The organism is Gemmata palustris, from assembly GCF_017939745.1.
Classification (GTDB): Bacteria; Planctomycetota; Planctomycetia; order Gemmatales; family Gemmataceae; genus Gemmata; species Gemmata palustris.
Window position 1 is genome coordinate 83962 of sequence record NZ_JAGKQQ010000001.1, and the last position, 22450, is coordinate 106411.

The window sequence follows — 22450 nt, forward strand, 5'->3', positions numbered from 1 at the left end:
GCCGCACGCACGGCGGGGAATACAGGTGGACGCTCACTTCCCCGTCCGCGGGGCGGGCAACACCTCCGGTTTCGGCAGGTTCTTATCCCACTCGGCCAATAGCGTTTTGAAATCGTCACGGGAGCTGATCGGGGCGAAGTCTTTGTTCGCCTTCACGCGGGCCAGCCGGTCGGGGTCCTTGAAGTTACCCGCCGCCGCGTACTGGCGAAGCAACTCGACCGCCCGGCCCCCGTACTCCTCGGCCAATTGCCCCCGCTCCCCCGCGGGGAGTCGATCGTCCGTACCGGCCGCGGCGGAACAGACCGACAGGACGTAGCTGAAGATGTACAGGTTCCGCCCCTGAGTGTGGCCCTCCGTCACCAGCGCGTTGATCTCCGCCGCCGCTTTAGCGTGTTCCCCCAGCCGGGCGAGGGGCGACGGGCGGAACAGCCGCATGGTGATGTGCGACTGGCCCTCACTGACTCCGAGCATCCGCTTCCGGTCTTTCGTCGCATCCTCGGCCCGCTCCAATTTGTCATACGCCAGGGCCCGCTCGAAGAGAGCGTTGAACAAGGTCAGCCGGGCGGGTGCGCTCGTCGAGTTCCGCTCCAGGACCGACTCCGCCGTGCGGATCGCCTTGTCCGACCACTCCAGCGACTCCCCGGCGGAGCGGGTCTTGCGCACGTGCGTGGCCATGTTCCCGTAGCTGCCGGCCGCCTCGTAGGCGAACCCGACCACACTGGGGTAGTCGCGGGCCAGGGCCTCGTGGGCGTCGAGGGACTGCCGGTACAGCGGGTCGGCCTTCTCGTGGTGGTTGTTGCGCGAGTAGAACAGTGCGAGGTTGTTGGACGCCCGGGCCACCTGCTTCTGAAACTTCACCGAATCCGGCTGGTCGCGGAGGAACTGCTGGTAAATCCCCAGCGCCTTCCGGTGCGCCTCCTCGGCCAGGGAACCCTTGTCTTGGGCGGCGTAGACCAGGGCCACGTTGTGGTGGCACATGGCCAGGTGTTCCCGGTACCCCGCCGCATTCTCCGGGTCCGTGGTCAGGAGGTCGTCCAGCGTCGCCCGGCACTTCTCGAACGCCGCCACGGCGTCGTCCAACGCCCCCGTGTTCCGGTACACGGCGATCAGGTTGCTCAGTGCGGTTGACAGCGCGGCGCGGGCCTTCCGGTGCTCCGGGTGGCGTCGCCCCAGTTCTTCCCACAGGCTCACGGCCTGGCGGTACGACCGCTCGGCTTGCGGGAAGCGCTCGAGTTCGTTGTGCAGCAGGCCGAACAGGGCGTGGACGCCGGCCCGCTTGTGGGTCAACTCCGGGTCGTCCGGGGCGCCGGCCGACAACTTCTCCAACAAGTCCAGGGCTTGCCGACAGACCTCCTCGCACTCGTCCCGCGGCCCGAGCTCGAACAGGATCAGCGCCACCCGCTCGTAGGCGTGCGCCGTCTCGATTCGCAACACCGGATCGTCCGCCCTCTCGGCGAGGAACTGGCGGTAGAAGCGGAGGGCGTCCCGGAGCAAATCGCGGCGGATCGACTCCGCCTGCGGCACGCGGGCCAGCTTGTCCTCGCCGACGTGCGTGAGCATCCGGTCCACGGCTTCGACCGCCCGGTTGAAGTTCACCTCGGCGACCCGCTTCTGGTCCTGTGCCGTCTGCTTCTGCTGGTCGGCGTGGTTCCGCTCCCGGATCGCCCACGACGCCAGCCCGACGCTGACCCCCGTCGCCGCGAGCAGCAGCACCGCGAACGTCCCGAGCGTCGCCAGCGCCTTCCGATACTTGCGGGCCATCTTCCGCAGCCGGTAGGCGGCACTCGGGGGGCACGCCTCCACCGGCTCGTCGGCCAGGTACCGCTCGACGTCCCGGGCCAGACCGTTGGCCGTCTCGTACCGCCGCCCGCGCTCCTTCTCCAAGCACTTCATGACGATCCAGTCCAGCTCCCCGCGGACCAGTTTCGTCAGCCGGACGGGTTCCAGCCGCCGCTTGGCGGCCACGCCCGGGAGCGACCCGCCGCCGCTCAGTCGAACGCTCGGCCGGGGCGGCTCCTCCTCCCGGATGAGCCGGAGCATTTCGTCCCAGGGCGTCCGCCGGAGCCGGTCTCGCTCCAGCGGGGTCGTCCCGGTGAGCAATTCGTACAGGATCACCCCCAGGGCGTACACGTCCGCCCGGGTGTCCACGTCCAGGTTGTTGAACTCGGCCTGCTCCGGGCTCATGTACAGCGGGGTGCCGAGCATCTGGCCGTGGGCCGTGTGCAGCGTGTGCTCGGTAAGCGGTTCGTGCAGCGCCTTGGCCAGCCCGAAGTCGATCACCTTCGGCACCGGCACCCCGTCGTACAGGCACACCAGGATGTTCGACGGCTTCAGGTCGCGGTGGACGATCCCCTTCTGGTGCGCGTGCTGCACCGCCTGGCACACCGGGACGAACAGGGCCAGCCGGTCGGCGACGCTCAGCCGGGCGTCGTCGCAGTACGCCGTGAGCGGGACGCCCTTGACGTACTCCATGACGAAGTACGGGCGCCCGGCGTCGGTCGTCCCGCCGTCGAACACCTTGGCGATGTTCGGGTGGTTCATCACCGCCAGGGCCTGCCGTTCCGCCTCGAACCGCGCCAGTACCGACTTCGAGTCCATCCCCGCCTTGACCAGCTTTATCGCCACCTTGCGGCGGACCGGCTGGGTCTGCTCGGCCACCCAGACGGCCCCCATCCCGCCCGCTCCGACCTCTTCGAGCAGTTTGTACCGGCCGTCCAGCACGGCCCCGGCCCGCTCCGTTGGCGGGTCGGCTCGGTCCGACGGCTCCTCCGTGTCCGGCGGGGCCAGCGAGTGGTCGAGGATGCCGGTGGCCCGGTCGTGGCCGGCGAGCAGCCGGGCGACCCGTTCCCGGAGTGCGGCATCCCCGCCGCACGCCTGGTCCAGGAAAGCCCGCCGCTCAGCAGGGGTCGGCTTCTCCAGAGCGGCGATGAACAGAGTTTCGTCGGTCATGGCGGTGACCTCGGGTGACGCGAAGGTGGCTATAGGATACCGCGGTATTCCGCCTGCCGCCGCTCAGAACCGGTTCCCGGCGGCTGTCAAGCAATGACGGAACGATCAAGGTGCGGGGCAATCGAGCCGACCACGATGCCGCCGACCAAGAATTGCAGCCTCTTCAGCGGGGCGCCGGGGTGGGAGGTTTTGCCGCCGGTGAACGGCATCCACCCCGGGAACCCGTACCGAGTTGGTGAACACGAACACCTCGCCACTATCCGAACGGGTGAACATCTTACCCGCCTCGACCAGGAGTTGCGTACCGCTGTCCGCGGCACCCGCCCCGCACCCGCCGAAGTACACGAGGGTGTCGAACGGGAACGGCCGGTGGAACCTCCAACCCGCGAATCGGGACAGCCAGGTGGAGGGGTCGATGTCACCAATGCCTCGTGAGCCGGCCCAGATAGTCTCGGGCACGCCGTGCGTCTGGAACAGGACGCGGTCGAACCTCATCCCGCCTCAGAAGCCCGTTCAGTTGCTCCGGTAGGTCTTCGATGCTGTCGATGGCGATCGTGGTCACGTCGGTGGACCCGGAGAACCGGCCCTCGGCCTGGTCCGCGTTGCCCTCGTCGTAGGTGTCGTCAATGCACAGCTTGCCGGGTATGGCGACCTCCAGGTGGGGATACGAGGAAAGCCGCCGTCGGACGTCCGACGGCGAGGGCGAACGGGTAGGGCCGGTCAGCGGTAGAACACGTCGCCCGGTTCAAAATCGACGGGAATGTCGAGCGCGATCACGGAGGTGTCCCAGTACTCGTCGCGTCGGAAGCGGTCGTTCCCGGGGCCGCCGTTCAGGTAGTCGTTCGCACTGTCGCCCACCCCGCCGTCGAGGTCGTCGTTCCCGTTGTTGCCGTACAGCCGGTCCACACCCGCCCCGCCTCGCAGGAGGTCGCCCCCGGTCCCGCCGATCAGGGTGTCGTCGCCGTTGCCGCCGAAAGCGACACACGCCCGGGAGGTATTGTTGGTGAACCGGTCGTTGCCGTCTTTCCCGTCGAAGGCGATGACCCCGGTGACGCTGGCGACCGGGACGGAGGTGACGTCCGGCGGCAGCGACCGATCCACCTTGTTGGCGACCGAGACCTTGTAGAGGTTGCCGACCTGGCTGACGGTCACCGCGTCAGCGGTGTTGGTGCCGGTGATGACCAGGTTGCCGCCGCTGCTCACGCTCACCGTTACCGGGTCGCCGGTGACGGTGCCGACGATGGGGCCGGTGACGATCAGGCTGCTGCCGTTGAACGGGGTGACCGACGGCGTCAGCCGGTCCTGGAGTGGTTCCACCTGGGGGGCGAACCGGTGGGGGTTCGGCCGGGTCGGTGCGTCGGAGGTGCGGGTGCGGGTCAGCCACGATTTCAGGGCCTGGAACACGGTCGTCTCCTTGTGCGGGTGGTCTAGAAGGGTCGCCGGGCGACAGGCCCGGCGATGCGTGTCACCCCCAATGCGGGGCGGCGGGCGGGAACACGTCAGGCGGGTGGGATTCTTATTCGTCGGGCCGGGCGAGCCGTCGGGGGGGGCGAGTGGACGGGCCCGGTCAGTTGTAGAACGAGTCATCGTTGAAGAAATCAACCGGGCGGTCGCGGTTGTACGCCGGCACGTAACCGCCGCCGGAGCCGGACGACACCAGGTCTCTGCGGAACCAGTCCGCCCCGATGCCGCCGTTCAGAAAATCCGCTTCCCCGTCGCCCACGCCGCCGTCGAGCCGGTCGGTCCCGTTCCCGCCGAACAGGTAGTCCTTCCCGGTTCCCCCGTACAGGTTGTCGCTCCCATCGCCCCCGTACAGGTTGTCGGTCCCGTCCCCGCCGAGCAGATCGTCGTTCCCGAACCCGCCGTCCAGGAAGTCGTTCCCGACCGAGCCGTCCAGAATGTCGTTCTCGCTCCCCCCATCCAGGAAGTCGTTCCCGTACCGGCCGTACAGGATGTCGTTCCCGGCCTCCCCGTAGAGCAGGTCGTTGGCGGCCCCGGCGCCACCGACCAGGATGTCGTTCCCGCTGCCACCGTAGGCGATGGTCCGCACGGCGGTGTTGTTGGTCAGGAGGTCGTTGCCCTCTCGGCCGTAGAAGATGATGTCCCCGGTGACGCTCGCGACGGGGATTTTCGTGACCCGCGGACCGGCCGGGCCTCTGGAAGACGGGGTGGGGACGTACCGGTTGTCGCGTTCCGAAACCTCGTAATCGCTCCCGACCTGATTGACGAACACCTCGTCGTTGAAGGGGGTGCCGAGGACCGTCAGGTCGCCGGTACTGTTCACGTAGGCCGCCGGCGTGATCCGGTCGTGGAGGCTCTCGAGTTGTGGGGCGAACCGGCGGGCGGCCGGGGCGTCGGCGGCGCGGGTGGGGGGCAGCCACGATTTCAGGGCCTGGAACACGGTCGTCTCCTTGTGCGGGTGGTGGTCCGGAAGGTCGCCGGGCGACAGGCCCGGCGATGCGTGTCACCCCCCAATGCGCAGCGGGGGGTGGGAACACGTCAGACACGGGACGATTTTTTTCGGATTCGTCGGCGGGTGCGTTCGGTCAGGCGGCGGAGGTTCTCCCGGCAGACGGCGGTGTGCGGGTGGGCTTCGCCGAGCGAGCTCTCGAAGATGGCGAGAGCCCGCTGGTACAGCGGCCGGGCCAGGTGTGGTTTGCCGGTGGCCGTGTACAGGGTGGCCAGGTTGTTGCACGTGAACGCCACGTCCGGGTGGGCCGGGCCGACCAGCCGCTCCTGGAGTGCGAACACCCGGCGGTAGGTCCGGAGTGCCCGTGCGTCGTCGCCGCGGGCCTGGTGCAGGGCCGCCAAGTTGTTCAGGGCAGAAGCGATTTCGGAATGTTCGGGGCCGTAAGCGCGGCGGAAGATGGCCAGCGCGCGGCGGTAGAGGTGTTCGGCTTCGGCGTACTTGCCCTGCTGATCCAGCAGTGCCGCCAGGGCGGTCAGGTCGGCGGCGAGATCGGGGTGGTGCGCGCCGACCGCCTGCTCGCGCAGCTGCACGGAGCGGCGGGCGAACGGCTCCCCGCGGGCGAACCGGCGGCGGGCGTGTTCCAGGCCGCCGAGGTTGTGGTACAAGGCGGCCAGGTCGGCCGGGCCGGTGTCGTCCCGTTCCGTCAGGACGCCGAGGGCACGGCGGTAGCACCGCTCGGCCTCGCGGAACTTCCCCAGGTGCTTGCACACCACGCCCAGGCTGTTGAGTAGTACGGCCGTAACGCGGGAGGTACGGCCGCCGCGGTCCGCTGCGGCGAGGGCCGAACGGTACAGCCGCTCGGCCCCCCGGTAGTCGCCCGCGGCGAACCGGCCGTCCGCCCGCTCGTTCCAGGCGCTAACGCGGTCACGGGTCATAACCGGATCCTCCGTCTCACCGGCGGCGTGATTTCCGGGCCCGCCGGTCGCGCACGAGCGTCTGGTTGTGGTTGGCGGCGAGTCTGCCGGGAGGGGGATTGTGCGACGCGGCGGTGAGGGCGAGGGCCGGCAGCGGGGCGGCCGGTGCGACGATGGCCGGCGCATCGGGCGGCGGCGACGCCAGGGCGCGGGTGGTGAGGATCGCCGGGACGCTGCGATCCTCCAGAGGCCGCAGTTCGAGTTTGAGAGACTTCACGGGGCCCTTCCTTTCCGGGGTCCGCGGGGAAGCGAGGAACGGCGTTCCGGCCGCGCGGACGAACCGGCCGGTTAAGGCGCCCGGACAGGCGCCCGCCGCCCTCAATGCGGAGGAGCGAGTTGGAACACGTCAGCGGATTGCGATTTTTCCCAGAATCGCTGCCGGACATGGCGGGAAGGAAACGAGGGTGCCCCCGCTGAATTCGGCGGGGGGCTTACCGTCGCGACCGTCTTAAGAAGCCGGGTGTCGTTAACTCTGCACGTATCCGTCTTTGCTCGAGTTGAAGTCGGCCGGCGCGTCGCGGTTGAACACTCTGAAGTAGGCGGGATCGAACACGAACACGTCCGCCCCGGCCCCGCCGTTCAGGTAGTCGGCCTGCCCGTCGCCCGCCCCGCCGTCGAGCCGGTCGCTCCCCGCGCCGCCGTACAACGCGTCCCGGCCCGATTGGCCGTAGAGGTAGTCGTCGCCGTCGCCACCGTGCAGGGTGTCGTTGCCGTTGCCGCCGTACAGCCTATCCCGGCCACCCTTCCCCTCCAGCCGGTCGTTACCGGCCTCCCCGTGGAACTCGTCCTCGTCGGACCCGCCGAAGAAGGAGTCGTTGCCGTTGCCGCCCGTCGCGAAGCTCGCCTTGGTGGTGAAGTTGCTGAAGCTGTCGTCGCCGTCGTAGCCCCGGAACGTGATGATCCCGGGCACGTACCCGACGGGGATGTATGTCACTTGCGGTTGCAACGGGTTCTGGCTGTTGATTTCCCGGATCTCGTAGAAAGTGCCTTTCTGGACCACGGACACGTACACCGTGTCGGCGTGGTTGGTGCCGACAATGTTCAAGTTGTTGCCGGACACGCTGAACGACGGCGTCAGTCGGTCGTGCAGCGCCTCGACCTGAGGGGCGAACCGGCGGGGGTGGGGCGCGGACTTGGCGGAGCGGGCGGCGGTCAGCCACGATTTGAGGGTCTGGAACATGACTCGCCCCGGTACAGCGTGGAGGGGTTCGGAGTGGGCGTCGGGCCGACCGCCCGAGGCTCCTGTTCACCCCCAATGCGGATTCGGAGCGGCTAGCACATCAGGTCGATGGATCGTTTTCTTCGGAATCGGTTCCGGCCATAGCGGAGTACAACCAGGCGCGGGCGTACTTCCAGCCCCGGTCGGCGGTGGACAGGGAGACGCCCAGGTAGTCGGCGGCCTGCTCCAGGGTGAGACCGGCGAAGAACTTCAGCTCGACCAGTTTGGCCTTCACCGGGTCGTGGGCGGTGAACCGCTCCAGGGCGTCGTGCAGGGCGAGGAGATTGTCGTCCGAGTCGCCGACCCGCACGGCGTCCAGGTCGGCCTCTACCCGCCGCCGCCCGCCCCCGCGCTTGACGGCCGCCTTGCGGCGGGCCGAATCGACCAGGATGCGGCGGATGGCCTCGGCCGCGGCGGCGAAGAAGTGGCCGCGTGAGTCCCACCGGTGATCGTCGGTAGGGCCGACCAGCCGCAGGTACGCCTCGTGCACCAGGGCCGTGGCGTCCAGCGTGTGCCCAGGGTCCTCCGCGGCCATGCGGGCGGCGGCGAGCTTCCGCAACTCGTCGTACACGAGGGGGAGCAGGTCGGTGGCGGCCCGGCGGTCACCGCCGGCGGCCGCGTCGAGGAGGCGGGTAACGTCGGACATGCTTCCGAGTGTACCCCCCGGCGCGGCCGGCGGCACGAGCAACCGGCCACAATTCTTCTCCCGCGTGCCCGCAGGCGCCCCCTTGGCGGCGGCCCAATCGCACGGCGCAGTGCACCCGAGCACGTGTGCCGCGAACGAATGTTGTCTTGAGTGCGTCGGCCCGACACACCTCTCTATCTTCAGGGATGGCTCTGATTCATCGGCGGGTGGCTTAACGCATACGCTGCCCGACTCGTCGGCTCCTGCCACATCTCGCGCCCCGTGTTCACGCGGACGTTGACGCCCGTTTACACCCGCGCGGGTGCGATTAGGGGTAACCGGCGTCATTGAGAAATGCAAAACCCCCGATGATTACCGAGTTATGATGATCTGGCGGGTTCCGAAGGCCGGTCCGCAGCACCCGCGGCCGGTGAGTTTTTTGCTCGACCAACGGAGGGCTTTCCATGCGAATTGGGTTGTCCCTGCTCCTCGTCACAACAGCGACCGTGACCGCGGACCCACCCAAGGGGGTGGACGCGAAAACGGTGCGGGCGAAGCTCAAGGGAGATTGGCGAGAGTTCGATGTTCGCGTCCCCAGGGAGAAGCAACTGCGCGCGAGCTTCGGCATCCAGTGGACCATGTACAAGCCCGCGGACCGTACCGTGCCACAGAACCAGGCCTGGTTCACCGACCACGACAACGAATCGACTCAGACGGACGGGGTGCTGGTTCTGAACGCCGACGCGAACCCGATGTGGCTCGACTTCCGGTTCAAGGACGGGGCCGGTGAGTACGTGTGGGTCGGAATCATTCGCTTCGAGGACGACCGGCCGCGGTGGGTCCTGAACAAGGAGTGGGTCAAACTCGCCAAGTGGGAAACGGCAAAAGGGAAGGTGCCCGAACGGCCGACGCGGTTCGAGGACGATAAGAAGCAGCCCGTCGGCTACCGGCTAGAGCCGTTCACGTTCGGGAAGAAATAGCCGCGAGCCTTCGTCGGATGGCCGATCGAACCGATTGCTGCATCGGGCCCGGCCGCGTAGTTTGTCCCCGCTGAGAACTGACACCCGTTGACACCCGCGCGCGGGGGTGACGAGGGGCACCTGGTGCCAGTGGGAAATGCAATAACCCCGGAATTTCCGGGGTTTTGAGACGTCTTCGAGTTTTACAAAACCGCTGCTCTACCACTGAGCTACGCGAGTCTAACCGGGGGAACTGGTGTCACTCCTTCGTAGCCAAATCCAACGATTCGAGGATCGGCTCCAATACCGCAGCGTCTTCCCGCTTCCTCAGGTCGAGGCCCTCGGCGCTCGTGGGCAGCACGAGCGAGCGCACGAACCATTCCGCGGCCTGGCTCCCGATCCTACAGCGGTGAACGATCAGGTAGTCACGGTGTGATTCCCCACCCTCGAACCACACCTGAACGGCCGCGATCCGCGTTTTCGATTTAGCAACGAACAAACAGTACACCTGCTTCACGACACGTTGAATCGAGGCCCGCAACCGGGCGCGCGTATCGGCCGGGGCCGGGGTTGAGGCGAGCAGGTCCGCCAGTGAATGACAGTCTGCCCAGGCGTCCGCCAGGGTCGATGCGGCTTCCTGGCGCGCGACCCGGAGTTGTTCCGCAGCGGTTTTGCGTTCCGCCTCGAGGTTGCGGAGCGCTTCCATGACCGGCCCGACATCCTCGTCACCGCTCACGAGCTGCGACTTGATGCTCGTGATGCGCCGTTCGATCTCGTCGAGCCGATTTGCAAAACTTGCTGTGGGGTCAGGGCGGTTGCCAACGATCTCTCGCGCATCGATCTCCCGGAACTTCGAGAGCACCGCGGACTCGAACGTGTCGGCCGAGAACGAGATCCACTTAAAATCCGGGAGGGTGCGCGACGACTCGTAGGGCGAGATACGCCGCCCGTGTACGGTGTTGTTGGTGACGTGGAACTTCTCACCGCTCCGCGCATCGAAGAGGAGCCCGCTGAAGATCGAGAGCGTCTTGTCGCCACGCCCGCTGCCCTTCTTGTTCCGTCGGCTCATCGCGACCCTCACTGCATCGAACGTCTGTTCCGTCACCACGGCCGGGTAGTAGCCCGTAACCGGCGGCCCATCCGGTTCGCGCCGCTCGCGCCCGTGCCAGGTGTGGGGCTGATACTCGCCGATCGAGGTCCGGCTGGAAAGGATGTGGTCGAGCGAGGACGGTGCCCAGCGCTTCGAGCGGCCGCTCAGTGGAGCCACACCCTCGAGATTCAGCGTCTTCGCGATCGTAGGCATTCCGCGGCCCGCAAGCGCCATGTTGTAGATGCGCCGCACGACTTCGGCCTTAGCTTCGTCAAGAACGATCTTCTCGCCCACGAGCTTACACCAGGCGGGAACGTTCCGCGTGAGCGGCTTCTGTGCAGCTTCCTTGCGCTTGTTAGCCCACGCCTGCCCGCAGCGCCCGCTTTTCGCCATGCTCTCCGAATGCCCGCGTGACAATTCCATGATGGCCATCATCAGCGCCATCGGCTCGACATCCTCACCGTACACCTTCTCGACCGGCATCAACTGAACGACACGGACGCCAGCTTCGATCAGGTTCAGAAGCAGGGTGAGCGCGGGCCGGATCTGTTCGCGAGAGAGGCGGTCGAACTGCTCGACGACGAGGTAAGAGCCAGGCCTCACAGTGCCGGCCTTGACGAGCGAAAGAAACCGCCCCAACGCTACCTTGTCGTCGGCCCGGTGCTTCCCCTTGAACGCGGAGATGCCGTAGTCGCGAAGCGTCTCCATCAAGCGCACGCCGTTCCGTGCGCACCACTCATCGCGTAAGGCTTCCTGGCGACGGATACTGTCGCCGGCCTCTTGGTCCGGGGTTGAGAAGCGGATGTAGCTGTAGGCGACGGGCGGTTCGGACGACGTGGCTTTCGGGCGGACCATGCAACAACCTCAGTGGATTGCCGTCAGTATACACCATCTACCGGAGGCTTCCAGAATATGTCACCCATGTCGTTCGTTTCACGGGCCGCGATCGCTCTTCTCGCGGGCATCGGTTCCGGGCTCCTCGGGTTCTGGATCGTCTGGAGCACGGTCTGGAAGGTGGTGGGTGAGCACCCGGGAATTGGTCACGATGCCTGGCTCCTGGCGGGAATTTTTGTGCCGGGAATTGCTGTTCCAATCCTCGTCTTCCGCAGCGTCAGTCGGGCCGTCACAACCAGGCCGATTTGATCGATTCGTCCGCCGCACGGTTGGTCGGCAGTCGGCTTTTCCGTCAGCACCCACTTGCTGAGGCACCGGGGATATGTTGTATGATGTAAATACGCTTGCCCAGCGATCGGAGGTTGTCAGATGGGTGTGCCGACGGGTGAAGTCGTCGCGCGACCGATGGTCGCACGCGCGTGTGGGTGCCTGCGCGAGTTCCAGCACTATGCAGTAGACCGTTACCGGGCGCAGCGACTGGCGAAGTTCCAGAAGACGCGCTGCGAGGTGTGCGTCGCGAAACTCAACGAGGAGCAGCGCCAAGCCGCTGCCACCGTGCCGAAGAAAGGCGAGGCGTTCAAGCTCCTCCCCACCGCGGCGCAGTTTTCTCTTACGCGGAAGTCGGACACGACGTGGACCGGTACGTTGGCGGCCGAGGGGAAAACGGTCGAAGCCACCGGCGACGGCCCGCACGGGCTCACGCTGGCGCTGGCGCGTGCGTGGTTGGCGGCGAACGGTATCGCGGCTCCCCTCGAAGAGGGTGAGAAGCCGGCCGCTCCTCAACCCGTAGCGGCCTCGGCTTCAAAGCACCCGGCCCCCAAGCCGCCACCGCCGTCCGCGAAGCCGAGCCTGAGCAACTTCCCGCGGCCGAAATCGGGCTGAGTTGTGAGGGATCTGTGCCTAAAACGCTACCACAAACAGGCACATCGAGACACGAAATCGATGTGCGCTGGGTGGACCGTTTAAAGTGCCGGGCGATCTCGTTGACAACTCTCCCCGATTATTCACCTCTCCGTTTCCTCCGGGCGGGACGACGCACTGCTCGCAACCGCGTTCGTCCCGGCACGCGCCCGTATTTTCCCGAGTTTTTCTTCTAATCGCGCTCCTCGAGTCTGCCGGAGTGCTGAATCGCGCGGAAGAGGCGGTACCCCAATACCGCGCTCGTGAGGCACCCCAATACGCCGAACAGCGACACGCCGTACACCAGTGGTTCCGACTTCGCTGCCCACATCATCGCCGAGCCGACGAAAAGTGAACTGACCATCAGCCCGAACACGAGCCGGTTCACCGACGGCTCCAGGTGTCGGTGGCTCAGCTCTACGCCGATCTCGCGCCGCTGAAGCATGCGCACGATGCCGCGGACTTGGCGCGGGAAGGCGCGAACCAGTTCGTCCCAGTCCGTGACCGTGCCCACGAGCCGGCGCAGTGCGCGTTTCGGTGAGAGCTTTTTCAATACACCCGATTTCTTGTACGGCTCCAGCGATTCCACCAGATTGAAGCCGGGGGCGAGCAACCGACCGGTGCCTTCGAGCATCACTAGCACGCGGAGCAGCAGCGCGATCGGCGCCGGCAGCATGACGTGGTACCGGCGGATCGCGTCCGTCAGTTCGTTGAGTGCGGTACCGAGTTGGAACTGTTCGAGCGGCATGCCGTGGTAGAACGCGAGTTGCTCCGCGACTTCACACTCCAGCGCGCCCTCGTCGAACGTGCTCGGCACGTCACCGACCTGCACGATGATTTCGGTAATCGTCGCGGAGTCCTTCATCAGCACCGCGCTCACGCCGCGGTCGATCCGCTCCCGCAGCCGGTCGTCGATCCGGCCGACCATGCCCACATCGAGTAACCCGATCGCTCCCGTGGGGCACGCCTCCGTCGGCGGCAAGAAGAACACGTTGCCGGGGTGCGGGTCCGCGTGGAACAGACCGTCGCGGAAGATCATGTCGAGGAACGCTTTCGCTCCGCGCCGGGCAAGGTCCGCGAAGTTCCCGCCCGCGGCCCGGATCGCGTCCGGCTTGCTGAACGGGAGGCCCTCGAAGAGTTCCATCGTTAAAACGCGCGACCGCGAGTGGTCCGGAAACGGCTCGGGGAACCGCACGCCGGTGTCGCTCGCGAACGCTTGCCGAAAGAGCTGCAGGTGCCGCAGTTCGCGCCGGAAGTCGAGTTCCCGCAGGAGCACGCGCTCGAATTCCGCGACCACCGCGACCGGTCGGTACACGCGGAACTCTGACAGGTACATCTCCGCGAGGGCCGCGAGTTCGGCGAGGATCGCGAGGTCGTCGGCGACCCGCCGGTGAATGTCCGGGTGCTGTACTTTCACGGCCACTTTCCGGCCGTCATGTAGCGTCGCTTTGTGGACCTGCCCAATGCTCGCGGACGCGAGCGGTTCCGGCTCGAACGTCTTGAACAGTTCTTCGAGTGGCTTGCCCAGTTCTGCCTCGATTGTGGCGCGCGTGACCTCGAACGAGTCACCCGGGACGTGCGATTGAAGTTGGGCCAGTTCGTCGCCCAGGGCCGGGCCGATGAGGTCGCGCCGCGTACTGAGCACTTGTCCGAATTTGATAAACGTGGTGCCGAGTTCGGTGAGTACGAGCCGGATGCGGACCTCGCGCGACTGGGACGAGATCCGGCCCAACCCGGTGTCCTGGGTCCAGCGGCGCACGAACCGGTAATCAAGGCGCGCGAGCGCATCCGCCAGCCCGTACTTCGCGAGCACGCGGGTGATCTCGGCGAGCCGGCCCGCGCTTCGTGCCAGCCGCGGAATGTCGGTCAGGTTAATCACGAGCGCCCCAGAGACAACGAAGAGCACACAGGGCTTCCGCCCTGTGCTACGAAAGTCGGCCCCTCCGGGGCGAAAACCAAACTTCGTATTTCGTGCTTATTTGTTGACCCTACGCGAGTTTGTCCAGCTCGCGCAGTCGGCGGTCGGCGTCGAACGTCGGCGGCGGGAGCGATTCGGCCAAACGGAGTGCGTCGGCTTCGCTCAGGTCCGGTTTCGCCTCCGCTTCCGCGCGAAACACCGGCAGCTTCTTTTGCGTGGCAATGATTTCGCGCCGCGTGCGCCCCCGCGGGGAATCCGGCCACTTCCCGCCGAGTTCGGTGAAGTCGAAGAACACCGGCACAACGGCCCGGATGTACTTCCAGTAGCCGGGGTTGTCGGTCTGGATGACGAACTGCCCGCCCGGGCGCAGCGCGCGGTGGACGAGCGCGAGAAACGCGGGCGTGATGAGTCGGCGGTGGACCTGCGCCGGGTCGTAATACGGCTGCGGGTGGTAGCAGTGAATTTCCGCCACCGTGTGCGGCGCTACGTGCTTCTCCAGAAGCTCCCAGCCGCCCAGCACCGCGAACTTCAGGTTCGCGAGTCCGCGCTGGTTGCCACGTTTACGCGCGTAGCGAATCACGACCGGGAGGATGTCGGTTCCGAAGTGGTTGTGATCGGGCCGCGCGAGTGCGGACCCGATCAGGTAGCGCCCGTTCCCGCACCCGAGGTCGAGCACCACGGGCGCGTCCCGACCGAAGAGTTCGGGCCAGTTCAGGTGGCCGTCCGGCATGGCCTTCAGCGCCGTCTGCGTCCACTTTCCTTGATCGAGGATGGCGCCGGGGAAGGGCACCCCGAACTCGCGCTCGGTCCGGTTCGGTTCAGTCATGGTGCTGCGCCCGGGGAAACGGTTGGTGATTGTCTAGACGCTTGCGGCATTTGCCAATGAATTTCATCGCGATAAACTCGCGCCGGGTAAAATCGCTGCTACAAGCGATTCCGAGGACGTTCTCGTCATGACTACGTCGAAAATAAGCATGATCTGGGCGGGAAAACCGGGTTGCAATCTGCCTGTGGCCGAGCTCTGGGTAGACGACAAACGGTTATGGATAACCATGTTTGTAGACGACAAAGACCTTAAGCTAAAAATTGAGCTGTTGCCATCGCATCAAAAATATACTTCCTGTTTGATAGATTTTGCGGAGGCCGAACGCCTGATCGAAATAGCGAAGCGAGAGCTTCTCGCAATGTCTGGTGCAACAGATGGTAGTTCAACTTCGTTATAGTGAACCAGCAAGCACGCCTGTTGCAACGCATAACATAGTGGCCGAGAGCGGGCGCGCTCGCCGAGTGTAAATTGCCTCGTTTACCTCATCTACACAGCCGCCATAACCGATAATTCTCTTGAAGTGCGAGGACGAGGAGCGAGCATGACCGGCGCTGGGTGGCGGAGGACGGCGCTGTGCGTGTTGGCCCTGACTTGTGGGGGCTGCTCGTTCGGTCCGCGTGCGCTGCCGACCGACCGCATCCGGTACAACGAGGCGGTGAAAGTCAGCGGCGAAGAGCAGCTCCTTCTGAATATTGTGCGCCTCCGCTACACCGACACGCCCAGCAGTTTGGCAGTGAGTTCTCTCGCGGACCAGTACGAGTTCACTCGCAACGTTGGGCTGACGCCGTTCTTCACCGCGGCCGCAGGGGGGCAAGCGCTCGGCGGGTATCGTGGCGCTGTGCTGCCGCAAGTCGGTTGGAGCAGCGCGAGTCGGCCGACGCTCACGTACACTTCGCAGGACGACCAGGAATTCACCCGCCGGTTGTTCACGCCCCTGTCCCTGGAATCGACCGCTTCATTGAGCAAAACGACGTGGCCCACCTCCACCGTTTTCCGACTGTGGTTGGAGAACCTGAACTGGGTATCGAACGCCGAGACCGGGAGCGGCCCGACGCCGAAAACGCCCCCGGAATTTGCGGACTTTCTCGCGGGCGTCGAGGCGCTGCAACGATTAACCGATCGCAAGTTAGCGACCGTTTTCATTGACGAACAGGACGATCCGGTGAGCGACGAATTGCCGCCGGAGAAGATTACCGCGGACGCGGTGGTTCGCGCGGCCCAGGCCGGGTTCGAGTACCGCAAGGACAAGACCGGCAACTGGCGCGTGGTGCGCAAAAAACAGCAGCCGACCCTGCGGTTCGATGAATCGGTGAAGAACGACCCGGACTTCTTGACCCTATGCCGGGCCTTCAAACTGAACCCGGCGCGAACCTCGTTCGAGTTCACCACCGCGAAACTGGACCCGTACCTGAAGGACGCGCCGAAGGACGGCCTGGACAAACTCGATCTGGAAACGCGGTCGCTGTTGCAGGTGCTGTTCTTCGTCGCCAACGGGGTCGAGGTGCCGAGCGCGCATATTGCGAGTGGAGTGGCACCGATCACCACCGGCGCGGACGGGCGGGCGTTCGATTGGCAGCAGGTGCTCGGCGGGCTGTTCAAAGTGTGTTGGGCGGAAGGAAAAAGACCCCCCGCATCGGCACACGTCGCCGTTCAACACAAGGGCTACTGGTTCTACATCGACGAGCGGGACCGCGACACGAAGGCCACCTTCGCGCTGCTCGTCGAACTGGCGCGGCTCCAGCTCTCGACCGATAAGGGCGGGAACGCCCCACTTCTGACCCTCCCCATTGGCGGGCGGTAGCGACTGCGTCGCGCTTCTGGCACGCGGCGCTGCGGAAGTCGCGTGTCGGGTGTGGGCGAAGCCGCTTCTCACCGGTTACAATCGAATCCACCGGCCGATTTGGTGGCGAGGGTGACCCATGTCCGAACGGCGGTTCTCGGTTCGCGGCGCGATCGTCGCCGCGCTGCTCCTGCTCGTGCCGATCGGCGCGGTCGCGTGGTGGCAGTCCCGTCCCAAAAACGATTCCTCCCGGTCGGGTCCGCCGCTCGCAGAACTCGACGTCGTCTGTTCCGGGCGCGTGGACGGGTTGCTCCCGGCCGCGGCACTCGATCCCGCGATGCCCGGGAAAGTGGTCGAGGTGATGGTGACCGAGGGCCAAACGGTCGCGGCTGGCCGGCCGCTCCTGCGGTTGGACGACGAGGCGCTGAAGCTGCGTGTGGATGAGGCACGGGCGGCTCTCGGTTCCGCCGACATCGACATCGAAGCCAGTGCGGTCGAGGTGAAACTGCACCCGGCGCGGGTCGCCGCTCAGAAAACCGCGATCGCCGCAGCGCAAGACCGCATTACAACCGCGCGCAAGTTGCTCGAAGAGCGCCGGACCGCGAAAACGTTCGGTACCGTGACCGCGGGCGAACTGATCGCGGCCGAAGCCGAGGTGCGGCAATTCGAGCGCCTCGAAGCGGTCGAGACCGATCGGCTCGCGGAACTGATGGCTCTGAACCCGAACCTGCGCGTCCGCGCGGCCGAGGCGAAAAAAACACTCGCGCAAATCGCCCTTAAACAGGCCGAAAAAGCTGTTCGCGACTGCGTGCTGGTGGCCCCCGCGAACGGCTCAGTGCTCCGCGTGAACGTGTCCGTGGGGGAGTCCGCAGCGCCCGGCGGGTTGCAGCCCGCGCTCGTGTTCCGGCCCGACGGCCCGCTCGTGGTTCGGGCGGAACTCGAACAGGAATTCCTCGGTCGGGTGAAACCGAACATGCGCGCGATCGTAACGGACGACACGCGCGCCGATGCGCCGGCGCGGACCGGGCGCGTTCAGCGCGTCGGGGCGTTCGTCGCGCGCAAGCGCGGGGCGCTGTTCGAGCCGGGCGAGGTGAACGATGTGCGGACGGTCGAGTGCCTCGTCACGTTCGACGGCCCCGCCGACGGGTTTCTCGTCGGGCAGCGCGTGCGCGTGCGCATCGGGAACGAGTAGTTCCGTCCGGGGGCGAGAACGGGCCGATTCCGAGCCCGGGCCGGAACTTGGTGCCCGGAATTTGGCACATTCCCCGTTCATGGGATACAATCTCCCGACCGGACGTTCCGAGGGACTCCGAGTCACACTGTAAGTTTCCAGTACCGCCGGCAGCGCCCGCCGCGCGGCCCCGCCGACGAGAGCGAGGTATTCCGTGCAGGTCACAGTTTCCGTTCGACACGGCCACTTGGGAGACGACATCCAACAACAGCTCAAGGAAAAGGGGGAGAAACTGCTCCACTTTTTCAACCGGCTGACGATGATCGAGATCACGGTGGATCTGCACCGGGACCACAACGGCAACCTGAAGGTCGAGCTCCTGGCGACCGCCGAACACACGCACGAGTTCGTGGGGTCGGACGTGGACGCGGACGTCCTCACCGCGTTCAACAAGGCCGCGGCCCACGCGAAGCAGCAGATCACGCACTACAAGGAAAAGATCCAGGACCACCGCCGCGCCCCGGACTACGGCGGGAACAACTTGCGCGACGGGCAGTAACGGCGCGGGGCGGTGGCGCGCGGGTGGCGGTTGCGCCCCTGCCGCGCCCACCGGTGGCGGACAAGAGGGAGAGGTCTACATGCGCCTGTGCAACTTTATCGTCCGCGACGCGATCATCCCGTCCCTGGCGGCGCCGGCGGCACCCGGAGCGCCCGCGCCCCAGGGCGAGGCACGCGACGCGACTGGCGTGCGGGCGGTGAAGGAGAGGGTCGTTCGGGAAATGGTCGGCGCGCTGCACGCGGCCGGGCACTTCCGCGCGTCCGACGTGGACGACATCGTGCGCGCGGTGCTCCGGCGCGAGGACCTCGGCACCACCGGCATCGGGCGCCACATCGCCATCCCCCACTCCCGGCACCCGGCCGCGGACCGGCTCATCGGCACCCTCGCGCTCTCGCGCGACGGGCTCCCGTTCGACAGTCTCGACGGCGAGCCGGTGTACGTGTTCATCCTCCTCGTCTCCCCTCAAGACCGGCCCGGCGATCACCTGCGGGCGCTCGAGGCGGTCGTGCGGACCATGCGGAACGACGACTTCGTGAAGCAACTGCGGGGGTGCCAGACGCGGGAAGAGATCTGGGCGCTTTTGGAATCGGCCGCACCGGGCTGGTAGGTCGCGGGATTCGATGGGTGGTGCGTTTCGGGCGAACTGAGGGGCAACGATGACCGGTCGGGTGGGTGGGAACGGGCCAGGACCGCGGGACGCGCTCCCGCAAAGCACCTGTGCGCCCGCGCCGCCCCCGGACACGTACCCGCCGCCCGGTTCGGAGGTCACAATGTCCGACGGTACCGGGCCGCTGCGCCGGGTCGTTCGTATCGTGAACCCGCTCGGCATACACCCGCGCGTCGCGGACCGGTTCTCGCGGACGGCCCGCCAGTACGCCTGTACCGTTACCGTGTGGAACGGTGACGCGCGGGCCGACGGCAAGAGCCTTTGGGACCTCATTCTGCTCGTAGCAATGCAGGACGCCGAAATCGTTCTCGAGGTGGACGGCCCGGACGCCCTCAGAGCGGTGGAGCCCCTCGTGGAAGTTTTGGCTTCGCCCGGCGGCGAAGATTATACGATCTGACGGTACGATAGATTTCGACGAGCGGCTCCGCCCGAACTGCTCGTCGCCCCCTCAAACAACGGGCACCCGGACGTTCCGGCGAATGGAATACAGGTACGGTATCGGAGTCTCCCCCGGCGTCGCCATCGGTCCGGCCCTCGTGCTGGATACCGAGGGCGTCCTCATCCCGCACCGGACCGTGCCGCCGGAACAGCTCGACGGGGAGATCGCCCGACTGGGGCGCGCCCTCGAAGAGACCGCCGCGGCCGCGCGCGACGAGCGCGCGCGGATGACGGCCCGGCTCGGCCCGGACCTCGGCAACATCTACGCGGCACAACAGTCGCTGCTAGAGGATGCCAACATCCGCCGGCAGATCGAGGAGCGCATCCGGTCGGAGAAGTATTCCGCCGAGTACGCGGTCAGCCGCGTCATCCGCGACTTCGTCAAGGCGTTTGAAGCCGCCGGTCAGCGGGGCGGCGATCACGGGGCCGCGGTGGTCCGGCGCCAGGCCACCGAGTTCATCGACATCGAGCGCCAAGTGCTCGCCGCCCTGCTCGGGCACCCGACCAACCCGTTCGGCAACCTGACTGAACCGGTCGTGGTCCTGGCGAACGACCTGATGCCCTCGGACACGGCCGAGTTCGGCCCCCGGACGGTACGCGCGTTCGCCACCGAGAGCGGCGGCAACACCAGCCACACTGCGATCCTCGCCGGGGCACTCGAGATCCCTGCCGTCGTCGGCATCGGCCGGTTCCTCAGCGACGTGTCCGGGCGCGATACGGTCATCGTGGACGGCGGCGAGGGCGTCCTCATCATCGACCCGGACGAGGAAACTCTCGCCCGGTACGAACTGAAACGCGCCCGCCTGCTCTCCCGCCCGGACCGGTACGAGAGCCTGCGCGACAAGCCGTGCGTCACCCGCGACGACGTTCCGGTCCCGATCCGGCTCCTCGGGAACATCGAACTGGCACAAGAAGCTTCGCACTGTCTGGACCGCGGTGCCGAAGGGGTGGGGCTCTACCGCACCGAGTTCCTCTACCTCAACAAATCGTCCCACCCGACGGAAGAGGAGCACTTCGCCGCGTACTCGTCCGTGGTGAGCACACTCGGGCCGAACCGCCCGGTCGTGATCCGCACGCTCGACCTCGGGGCCGACAAGTTTTCGAGCGTCTCCGGGGCCGTTGCGGGCGAGAAGAACCCGTTCCTGGGCCTCCGTAGCATCCGCTTGTGCCTGCACGACCGCGACCTGTTCAAGACGCAGCTCCGGGCCATCTTGCGCGTCGCGCTCCACGGCGACGTGCGCGTCATGTTCCCGATGATTAGCACGGTGGACGAGTTGCGCCAGTGCAAGGCGCTGCTCAACGACGTAAAAGAGGATTTAGAGGACGCCGGAATCCCCTTCAAATCTGAGGTGCCGGTCGGTACAATGATCGAAGTGCCGTCCGCCGCACTGTTGTCGGACGTGCTCGCTCGCGAGGTCGATTTCTTCTCCATCGGAACGAACGACCTGGTTCAATACACGCTCGCGGCGGACCGAAACAACGAACACGTGGCCAACCTGTACAACCCGACGGACCCGGCCGTTCTGCGGCTGATACGCATGGTGGTGCAGGCGGCCCAAAAGGAACAGACCAAGCGCCCGTTCGACGTAAACGTGTGCGGGGAGATGAGCGGGGAACCGCTCTACGTCCCGCTCCTGGTTGGCCTGGGCATGCGACAACTGAGCGCGACGCCTCGCAAGATCCCCGAGATCAAACGGGTGATCCGCGAACTGAGGGTCGCGGAGGTCAAAGAAGTCGCGGACCGCGCCCTGAATATGGAAACCGCCAGCCAGGTCAGCAGTTACTTACGCGACTACTTACGCAAAATTCTCCCCTCGGAGGGGGCCGATTGAGGACGGGTTTACCGGTCGAACCGCGGGGCACTCAAACCGCCGTGACCGGCCCGTTCCATCACCCCCGCGAGCAGGGTCGAGACGAAGTTAGAAAGTGAACCGTGAACAAGGACCAGTGCAAAATGCCAGGGCGGGACGCACGTCGTCTCCGCCTTTCATTTTGCGCCGGTCCGTGTTGCTTTTCACCGCCTACACAGATTCGTCCGACCCGGCCCGCGCGCCCACCGGAGGGAGGCTGGGAGGGGTTTCGGCCGAGTTCCGCGTTGCAGGGTTCGGGTACCGAGGTGAGGGCGGGCCACCGGGCTCCGGCTCTTCAGCTCGAACTCGGAACCTGAAGCGCGGAGCTTCCGGCGAAGCCAGTTTCGATGCTCGGTGACAAATTCCGTTTCCGGTTCGTCAAGTCGGGCACGCTCCGGCTGGTGAGCCACCACGACCTGATGCGGTGCTCCGAACGGATGCTCCGTCGGGCGGCTGTACCGTTCAAATCCACCGCCGGCTTTCACCCCACCCCGCGACTGGTGTTCGCCCTTTCGCTCCCGCTCGGGGTGATCGGCTGTGACGAGGTCATGGAACTCGAACTGACCGAACCGCGCGACTCCGACCAACTGTTTACCACTCTCAACGCACAAGCACCCACCGGTCTCGTCTTCACTCACGTTGCGCCGGTCCCGATGAAGGCGACCGCGCGTGTTCGGCGCGTCGTGTACGAGTTGCCACTCCCCGCGGAGCGAGTGGCCGACGTCGAAGCCGCCGCCGCCGCGCTCATGGCCGAACCGAAAGTGTGGGTCGAACGGCTGCGGCCGAGCCCCAAGCGCCTGAACATCAAGCCGTATCTTCGGAACGTGAGTGTCGAAAGCCGCCCGGCTTCCCGGGAAGACGGGGGGGGAGGTCACGTCCTCCGCCTCGACCTGTGGGTCACGCAGACCGGCTCGGCGCGCGCGGACGAACTGCTGCACCTTCTGCACATCGAAGACCTGATCGATAACGGCGCGGTTCTCGAACGAACCGTCGTCGAGATCCGCGACGAAGTAGCTCCGGCGGACGGTCCTCTCCCGACCGGTTCGAGCACGGACGAGCCCCCGGACGGTCCCGCCGACAGCGTCCCGCTGACCGGCGCGGAAGTGGCCGCGCTCGCCGCGCGGCTGGACGAAGAAGCGAACCAACAATCTCTCGAAGCCGGGTGGGGCGCGTCGCCCAACGGCCCGGTCGTCGAATAACGAACCACTCTGAGACACGAGA

At 66.3% G+C, this 22450-nt stretch carries 22 protein-coding genes; 11 read left to right on the top strand and 11 right to left on the bottom strand.

Going from position 1 to position 22450, the window contains the following annotated elements:
• Nucleotides 1-33 precede the first annotated feature (33 nt).
• The 8 genes from J8F10_RS00385 to J8F10_RS00420 form a co-directional block, all read right to left on the bottom strand.
• Nucleotides 34-2949: a serine/threonine-protein kinase gene (locus J8F10_RS00385; protein WP_210651512.1), complete on the bottom strand. Its 2916-nt coding sequence runs from the start codon at nt 2947-2949 to the stop codon at nt 34-36.
• 105 nt (nt 2950-3054) lie between these two features.
• Nucleotides 3055-3444: a hypothetical protein gene (locus J8F10_RS00390; RefSeq protein ID WP_210651514.1), complete on the bottom strand. Its 390-nt coding sequence runs from the start codon at nt 3442-3444 to the stop codon at nt 3055-3057.
• A 225-nt stretch (nt 3445-3669) separates the two neighbouring features.
• Nucleotides 3670-4353, bottom strand: a complete 684-nt coding sequence (locus J8F10_RS40160; RefSeq protein ID WP_315854051.1) for a calcium-binding protein — start codon at nt 4351-4353, stop codon at nt 3670-3672.
• A 163-nt stretch (nt 4354-4516) separates the two neighbouring features.
• Nucleotides 4517-5350: a calcium-binding protein gene (locus J8F10_RS40165; protein WP_210651517.1), complete on the bottom strand. Its 834-nt coding sequence runs from the start codon at nt 5348-5350 to the stop codon at nt 4517-4519.
• 98 nt (nt 5351-5448) lie between these two features.
• Nucleotides 5449-6294: a tetratricopeptide repeat protein gene (locus J8F10_RS00405; protein WP_210651518.1), complete on the bottom strand. Its 846-nt coding sequence runs from the start codon at nt 6292-6294 to the stop codon at nt 5449-5451.
• A 16-nt stretch (nt 6295-6310) separates the two neighbouring features.
• Entirely contained in the window at nt 6311-6550 is a 240-nt protein-coding gene (locus J8F10_RS00410) for a hypothetical protein (protein WP_210651519.1), read from the bottom strand.
• 249 nt (nt 6551-6799) lie between these two features.
• Entirely contained in the window at nt 6800-7513 is a 714-nt protein-coding gene (locus J8F10_RS39680; protein WP_210651520.1) for a calcium-binding protein, read from the bottom strand.
• Between the two features lie 100 nt (nt 7514-7613).
• Complete coding sequence (locus J8F10_RS00420) at nt 7614-8198, bottom strand: ECF-type sigma factor (RefSeq protein ID WP_210661690.1); 585 nt, start codon at nt 8196-8198, stop codon at nt 7614-7616.
• A 443-nt stretch (nt 8199-8641) separates the two neighbouring features.
• On the opposite strand from J8F10_RS00420, the gene J8F10_RS00425 reads away from it, so the two are divergent.
• The gene (locus J8F10_RS00425) at nt 8642-9157 is read left to right on the top strand and encodes a hypothetical protein (protein ID WP_210651521.1); all 516 of its coding nucleotides are present in this window, start codon (nt 8642-8644) and stop codon (nt 9155-9157) included.
• Nucleotides 9158-9395: 238 nt separating this feature from the next.
• Here the strand turns inward: J8F10_RS00425 and J8F10_RS00430 are convergent, their stop codons facing one another.
• On the bottom strand, nt 9396-11081 hold the full coding sequence (locus J8F10_RS00430; protein WP_210651525.1) for a recombinase family protein: 1686 nt from the start codon (nt 11079-11081) through the stop codon (nt 9396-9398).
• Between the two features lie 66 nt (nt 11082-11147).
• Here J8F10_RS00430 and J8F10_RS00435 point away from each other — a divergent pair, with 66 nt between their 5' ends.
• The gene (locus J8F10_RS00435; protein ID WP_210651527.1) at nt 11148-11369 is read left to right on the top strand and encodes a hypothetical protein; all 222 of its coding nucleotides are present in this window, start codon (nt 11148-11150) and stop codon (nt 11367-11369) included.
• Nucleotides 11370-11489: 120 nt separating this feature from the next.
• Complete coding sequence (locus tag J8F10_RS00440; RefSeq protein WP_210651530.1) at nt 11490-12002, top strand: hypothetical protein; 513 nt, start codon at nt 11490-11492, stop codon at nt 12000-12002.
• Between the two features lie 211 nt (nt 12003-12213).
• Here J8F10_RS00440 and J8F10_RS00445 read toward each other — a convergent pair whose 3' ends face one another.
• Entirely contained in the window at nt 12214-13926 is a 1713-nt protein-coding gene (locus J8F10_RS00445; RefSeq protein WP_315854053.1) for an ABC1 kinase family protein, read from the bottom strand.
• 82 nt (nt 13927-14008) lie between these two features.
• Complete coding sequence (gene trmB / locus J8F10_RS00450) at nt 14009-14764, bottom strand: tRNA (guanine(46)-N(7))-methyltransferase TrmB (protein ID WP_210651531.1); 756 nt, start codon at nt 14762-14764, stop codon at nt 14009-14011.
• A gap of 127 nt (nt 14765-14891) precedes the next feature.
• Here trmB and J8F10_RS00455 point away from each other — a divergent pair, with 127 nt between their 5' ends.
• The 8 genes from J8F10_RS00455 (at nt 14892) to J8F10_RS00490 (ending at nt 22428) form a co-directional block, all read left to right on the top strand.
• Entirely contained in the window at nt 14892-15161 is a 270-nt protein-coding gene (locus tag J8F10_RS00455; RefSeq protein WP_210651532.1) for a hypothetical protein, read from the top strand.
• 144 nt (nt 15162-15305) lie between these two features.
• Nucleotides 15306-16565 (top strand): hypothetical protein, encoded by a 1260-nt coding sequence (locus J8F10_RS00460; protein ID WP_210651535.1) that lies wholly within the window; start codon nt 15306-15308, stop codon nt 16563-16565.
• Between the two features lie 118 nt (nt 16566-16683).
• Nucleotides 16684-17736, top strand: coding sequence for an HlyD family secretion protein (locus J8F10_RS00465; RefSeq protein ID WP_210651537.1), 1053 nt, complete (start codon nt 16684-16686; stop codon nt 17734-17736).
• Between the two features lie 193 nt (nt 17737-17929).
• Nucleotides 17930-18274 carry a ribosome hibernation-promoting factor, HPF/YfiA family gene (hpf, locus tag J8F10_RS00470; protein ID WP_210651539.1) on the top strand — a complete coding sequence of 115 codons (345 nt, stop codon included), beginning with the start codon at nt 17930-17932 and terminating at the stop codon, nt 18272-18274.
• A gap of 79 nt (nt 18275-18353) precedes the next feature.
• On the top strand, nt 18354-18881 hold the full coding sequence (locus tag J8F10_RS00475) for a PTS sugar transporter subunit IIA (RefSeq protein WP_210651541.1): 528 nt from the start codon (nt 18354-18356) through the stop codon (nt 18879-18881).
• Between the two features lie 163 nt (nt 18882-19044).
• Nucleotides 19045-19338 (top strand): HPr family phosphocarrier protein, encoded by a 294-nt coding sequence (locus J8F10_RS00480; protein WP_210651543.1) that lies wholly within the window; start codon nt 19045-19047, stop codon nt 19336-19338.
• Nucleotides 19339-19420: 82 nt separating this feature from the next.
• Nucleotides 19421-21211, top strand: coding sequence for a phosphoenolpyruvate--protein phosphotransferase (gene ptsP / locus J8F10_RS00485; RefSeq protein ID WP_210651545.1), 1791 nt, complete (start codon nt 19421-19423; stop codon nt 21209-21211).
• Between the two features lie 365 nt (nt 21212-21576).
• On the top strand, nt 21577-22428 hold the full coding sequence (locus J8F10_RS00490) for a TIGR03936 family radical SAM-associated protein (protein WP_210651546.1): 852 nt from the start codon (nt 21577-21579) through the stop codon (nt 22426-22428).
• The last annotated feature ends 22 nt before the right edge of the window (nt 22429-22450 follow it).

Bases quoted from the DNA above. Each gene is read 5' to 3' on its own strand.
- J8F10_RS00385 (WP_210651512.1), bottom strand. From the start codon at position 2,949: ATGACCGACGAAACTCTGTTCATCGCCGCTCTGGAGAAGCCGACCCCT.
- J8F10_RS00390 (WP_210651514.1), bottom strand. From the start codon at position 3,444: ATGAGGTTCGACCGCGTCCTGTTCCAGACGCACGGCGTGCCCGAGACT.
- J8F10_RS00405 (WP_210651518.1), bottom strand. From the start codon at position 6,294: ATGACCCGTGACCGCGTTAGCGCCTGGAACGAGCGGGCGGACGGCCGG.
- J8F10_RS39680 (WP_210651520.1), bottom strand. From the start codon at position 7,513: ATGTTCCAGACCCTCAAATCGTGGCTGACCGCCGCCCGCTCCGCCAAG.
- J8F10_RS00420 (WP_210661690.1), bottom strand. From the start codon at position 8,198: ATGTCCGACGTTACCCGCCTCCTCGACGCGGCCGCCGGCGGTGACCGC.
- J8F10_RS00425 (WP_210651521.1), top strand. From the start codon at position 8,642: ATGCGAATTGGGTTGTCCCTGCTCCTCGTCACAACAGCGACCGTGACC.
- J8F10_RS00430 (WP_210651525.1), bottom strand. From the start codon at position 11,081: ATGGTCCGCCCGAAAGCCACGTCGTCCGAACCGCCCGTCGCCTACAGC.
- J8F10_RS00435 (WP_210651527.1), top strand. From the start codon at position 11,148: ATGTCGTTCGTTTCACGGGCCGCGATCGCTCTTCTCGCGGGCATCGGT.
- J8F10_RS00440 (WP_210651530.1), top strand. From the start codon at position 11,490: ATGGGTGTGCCGACGGGTGAAGTCGTCGCGCGACCGATGGTCGCACGC.
- trmB (WP_210651531.1), bottom strand. From the start codon at position 14,764: ATGACTGAACCGAACCGGACCGAGCGCGAGTTCGGGGTGCCCTTCCCC.
- J8F10_RS00455 (WP_210651532.1), top strand. From the start codon at position 14,892: ATGACTACGTCGAAAATAAGCATGATCTGGGCGGGAAAACCGGGTTGC.
- J8F10_RS00460 (WP_210651535.1), top strand. From the start codon at position 15,306: ATGACCGGCGCTGGGTGGCGGAGGACGGCGCTGTGCGTGTTGGCCCTG.
- J8F10_RS00465 (WP_210651537.1), top strand. From the start codon at position 16,684: ATGTCCGAACGGCGGTTCTCGGTTCGCGGCGCGATCGTCGCCGCGCTG.
- J8F10_RS00475 (WP_210651541.1), top strand. From the start codon at position 18,354: ATGCGCCTGTGCAACTTTATCGTCCGCGACGCGATCATCCCGTCCCTG.
- J8F10_RS00480 (WP_210651543.1), top strand. From the start codon at position 19,045: ATGTCCGACGGTACCGGGCCGCTGCGCCGGGTCGTTCGTATCGTGAAC.
- ptsP (WP_210651545.1), top strand. From the start codon at position 19,421: ATGGAATACAGGTACGGTATCGGAGTCTCCCCCGGCGTCGCCATCGGT.
- J8F10_RS00490 (WP_210651546.1), top strand. From the start codon at position 21,577: ATGCTCGGTGACAAATTCCGTTTCCGGTTCGTCAAGTCGGGCACGCTC.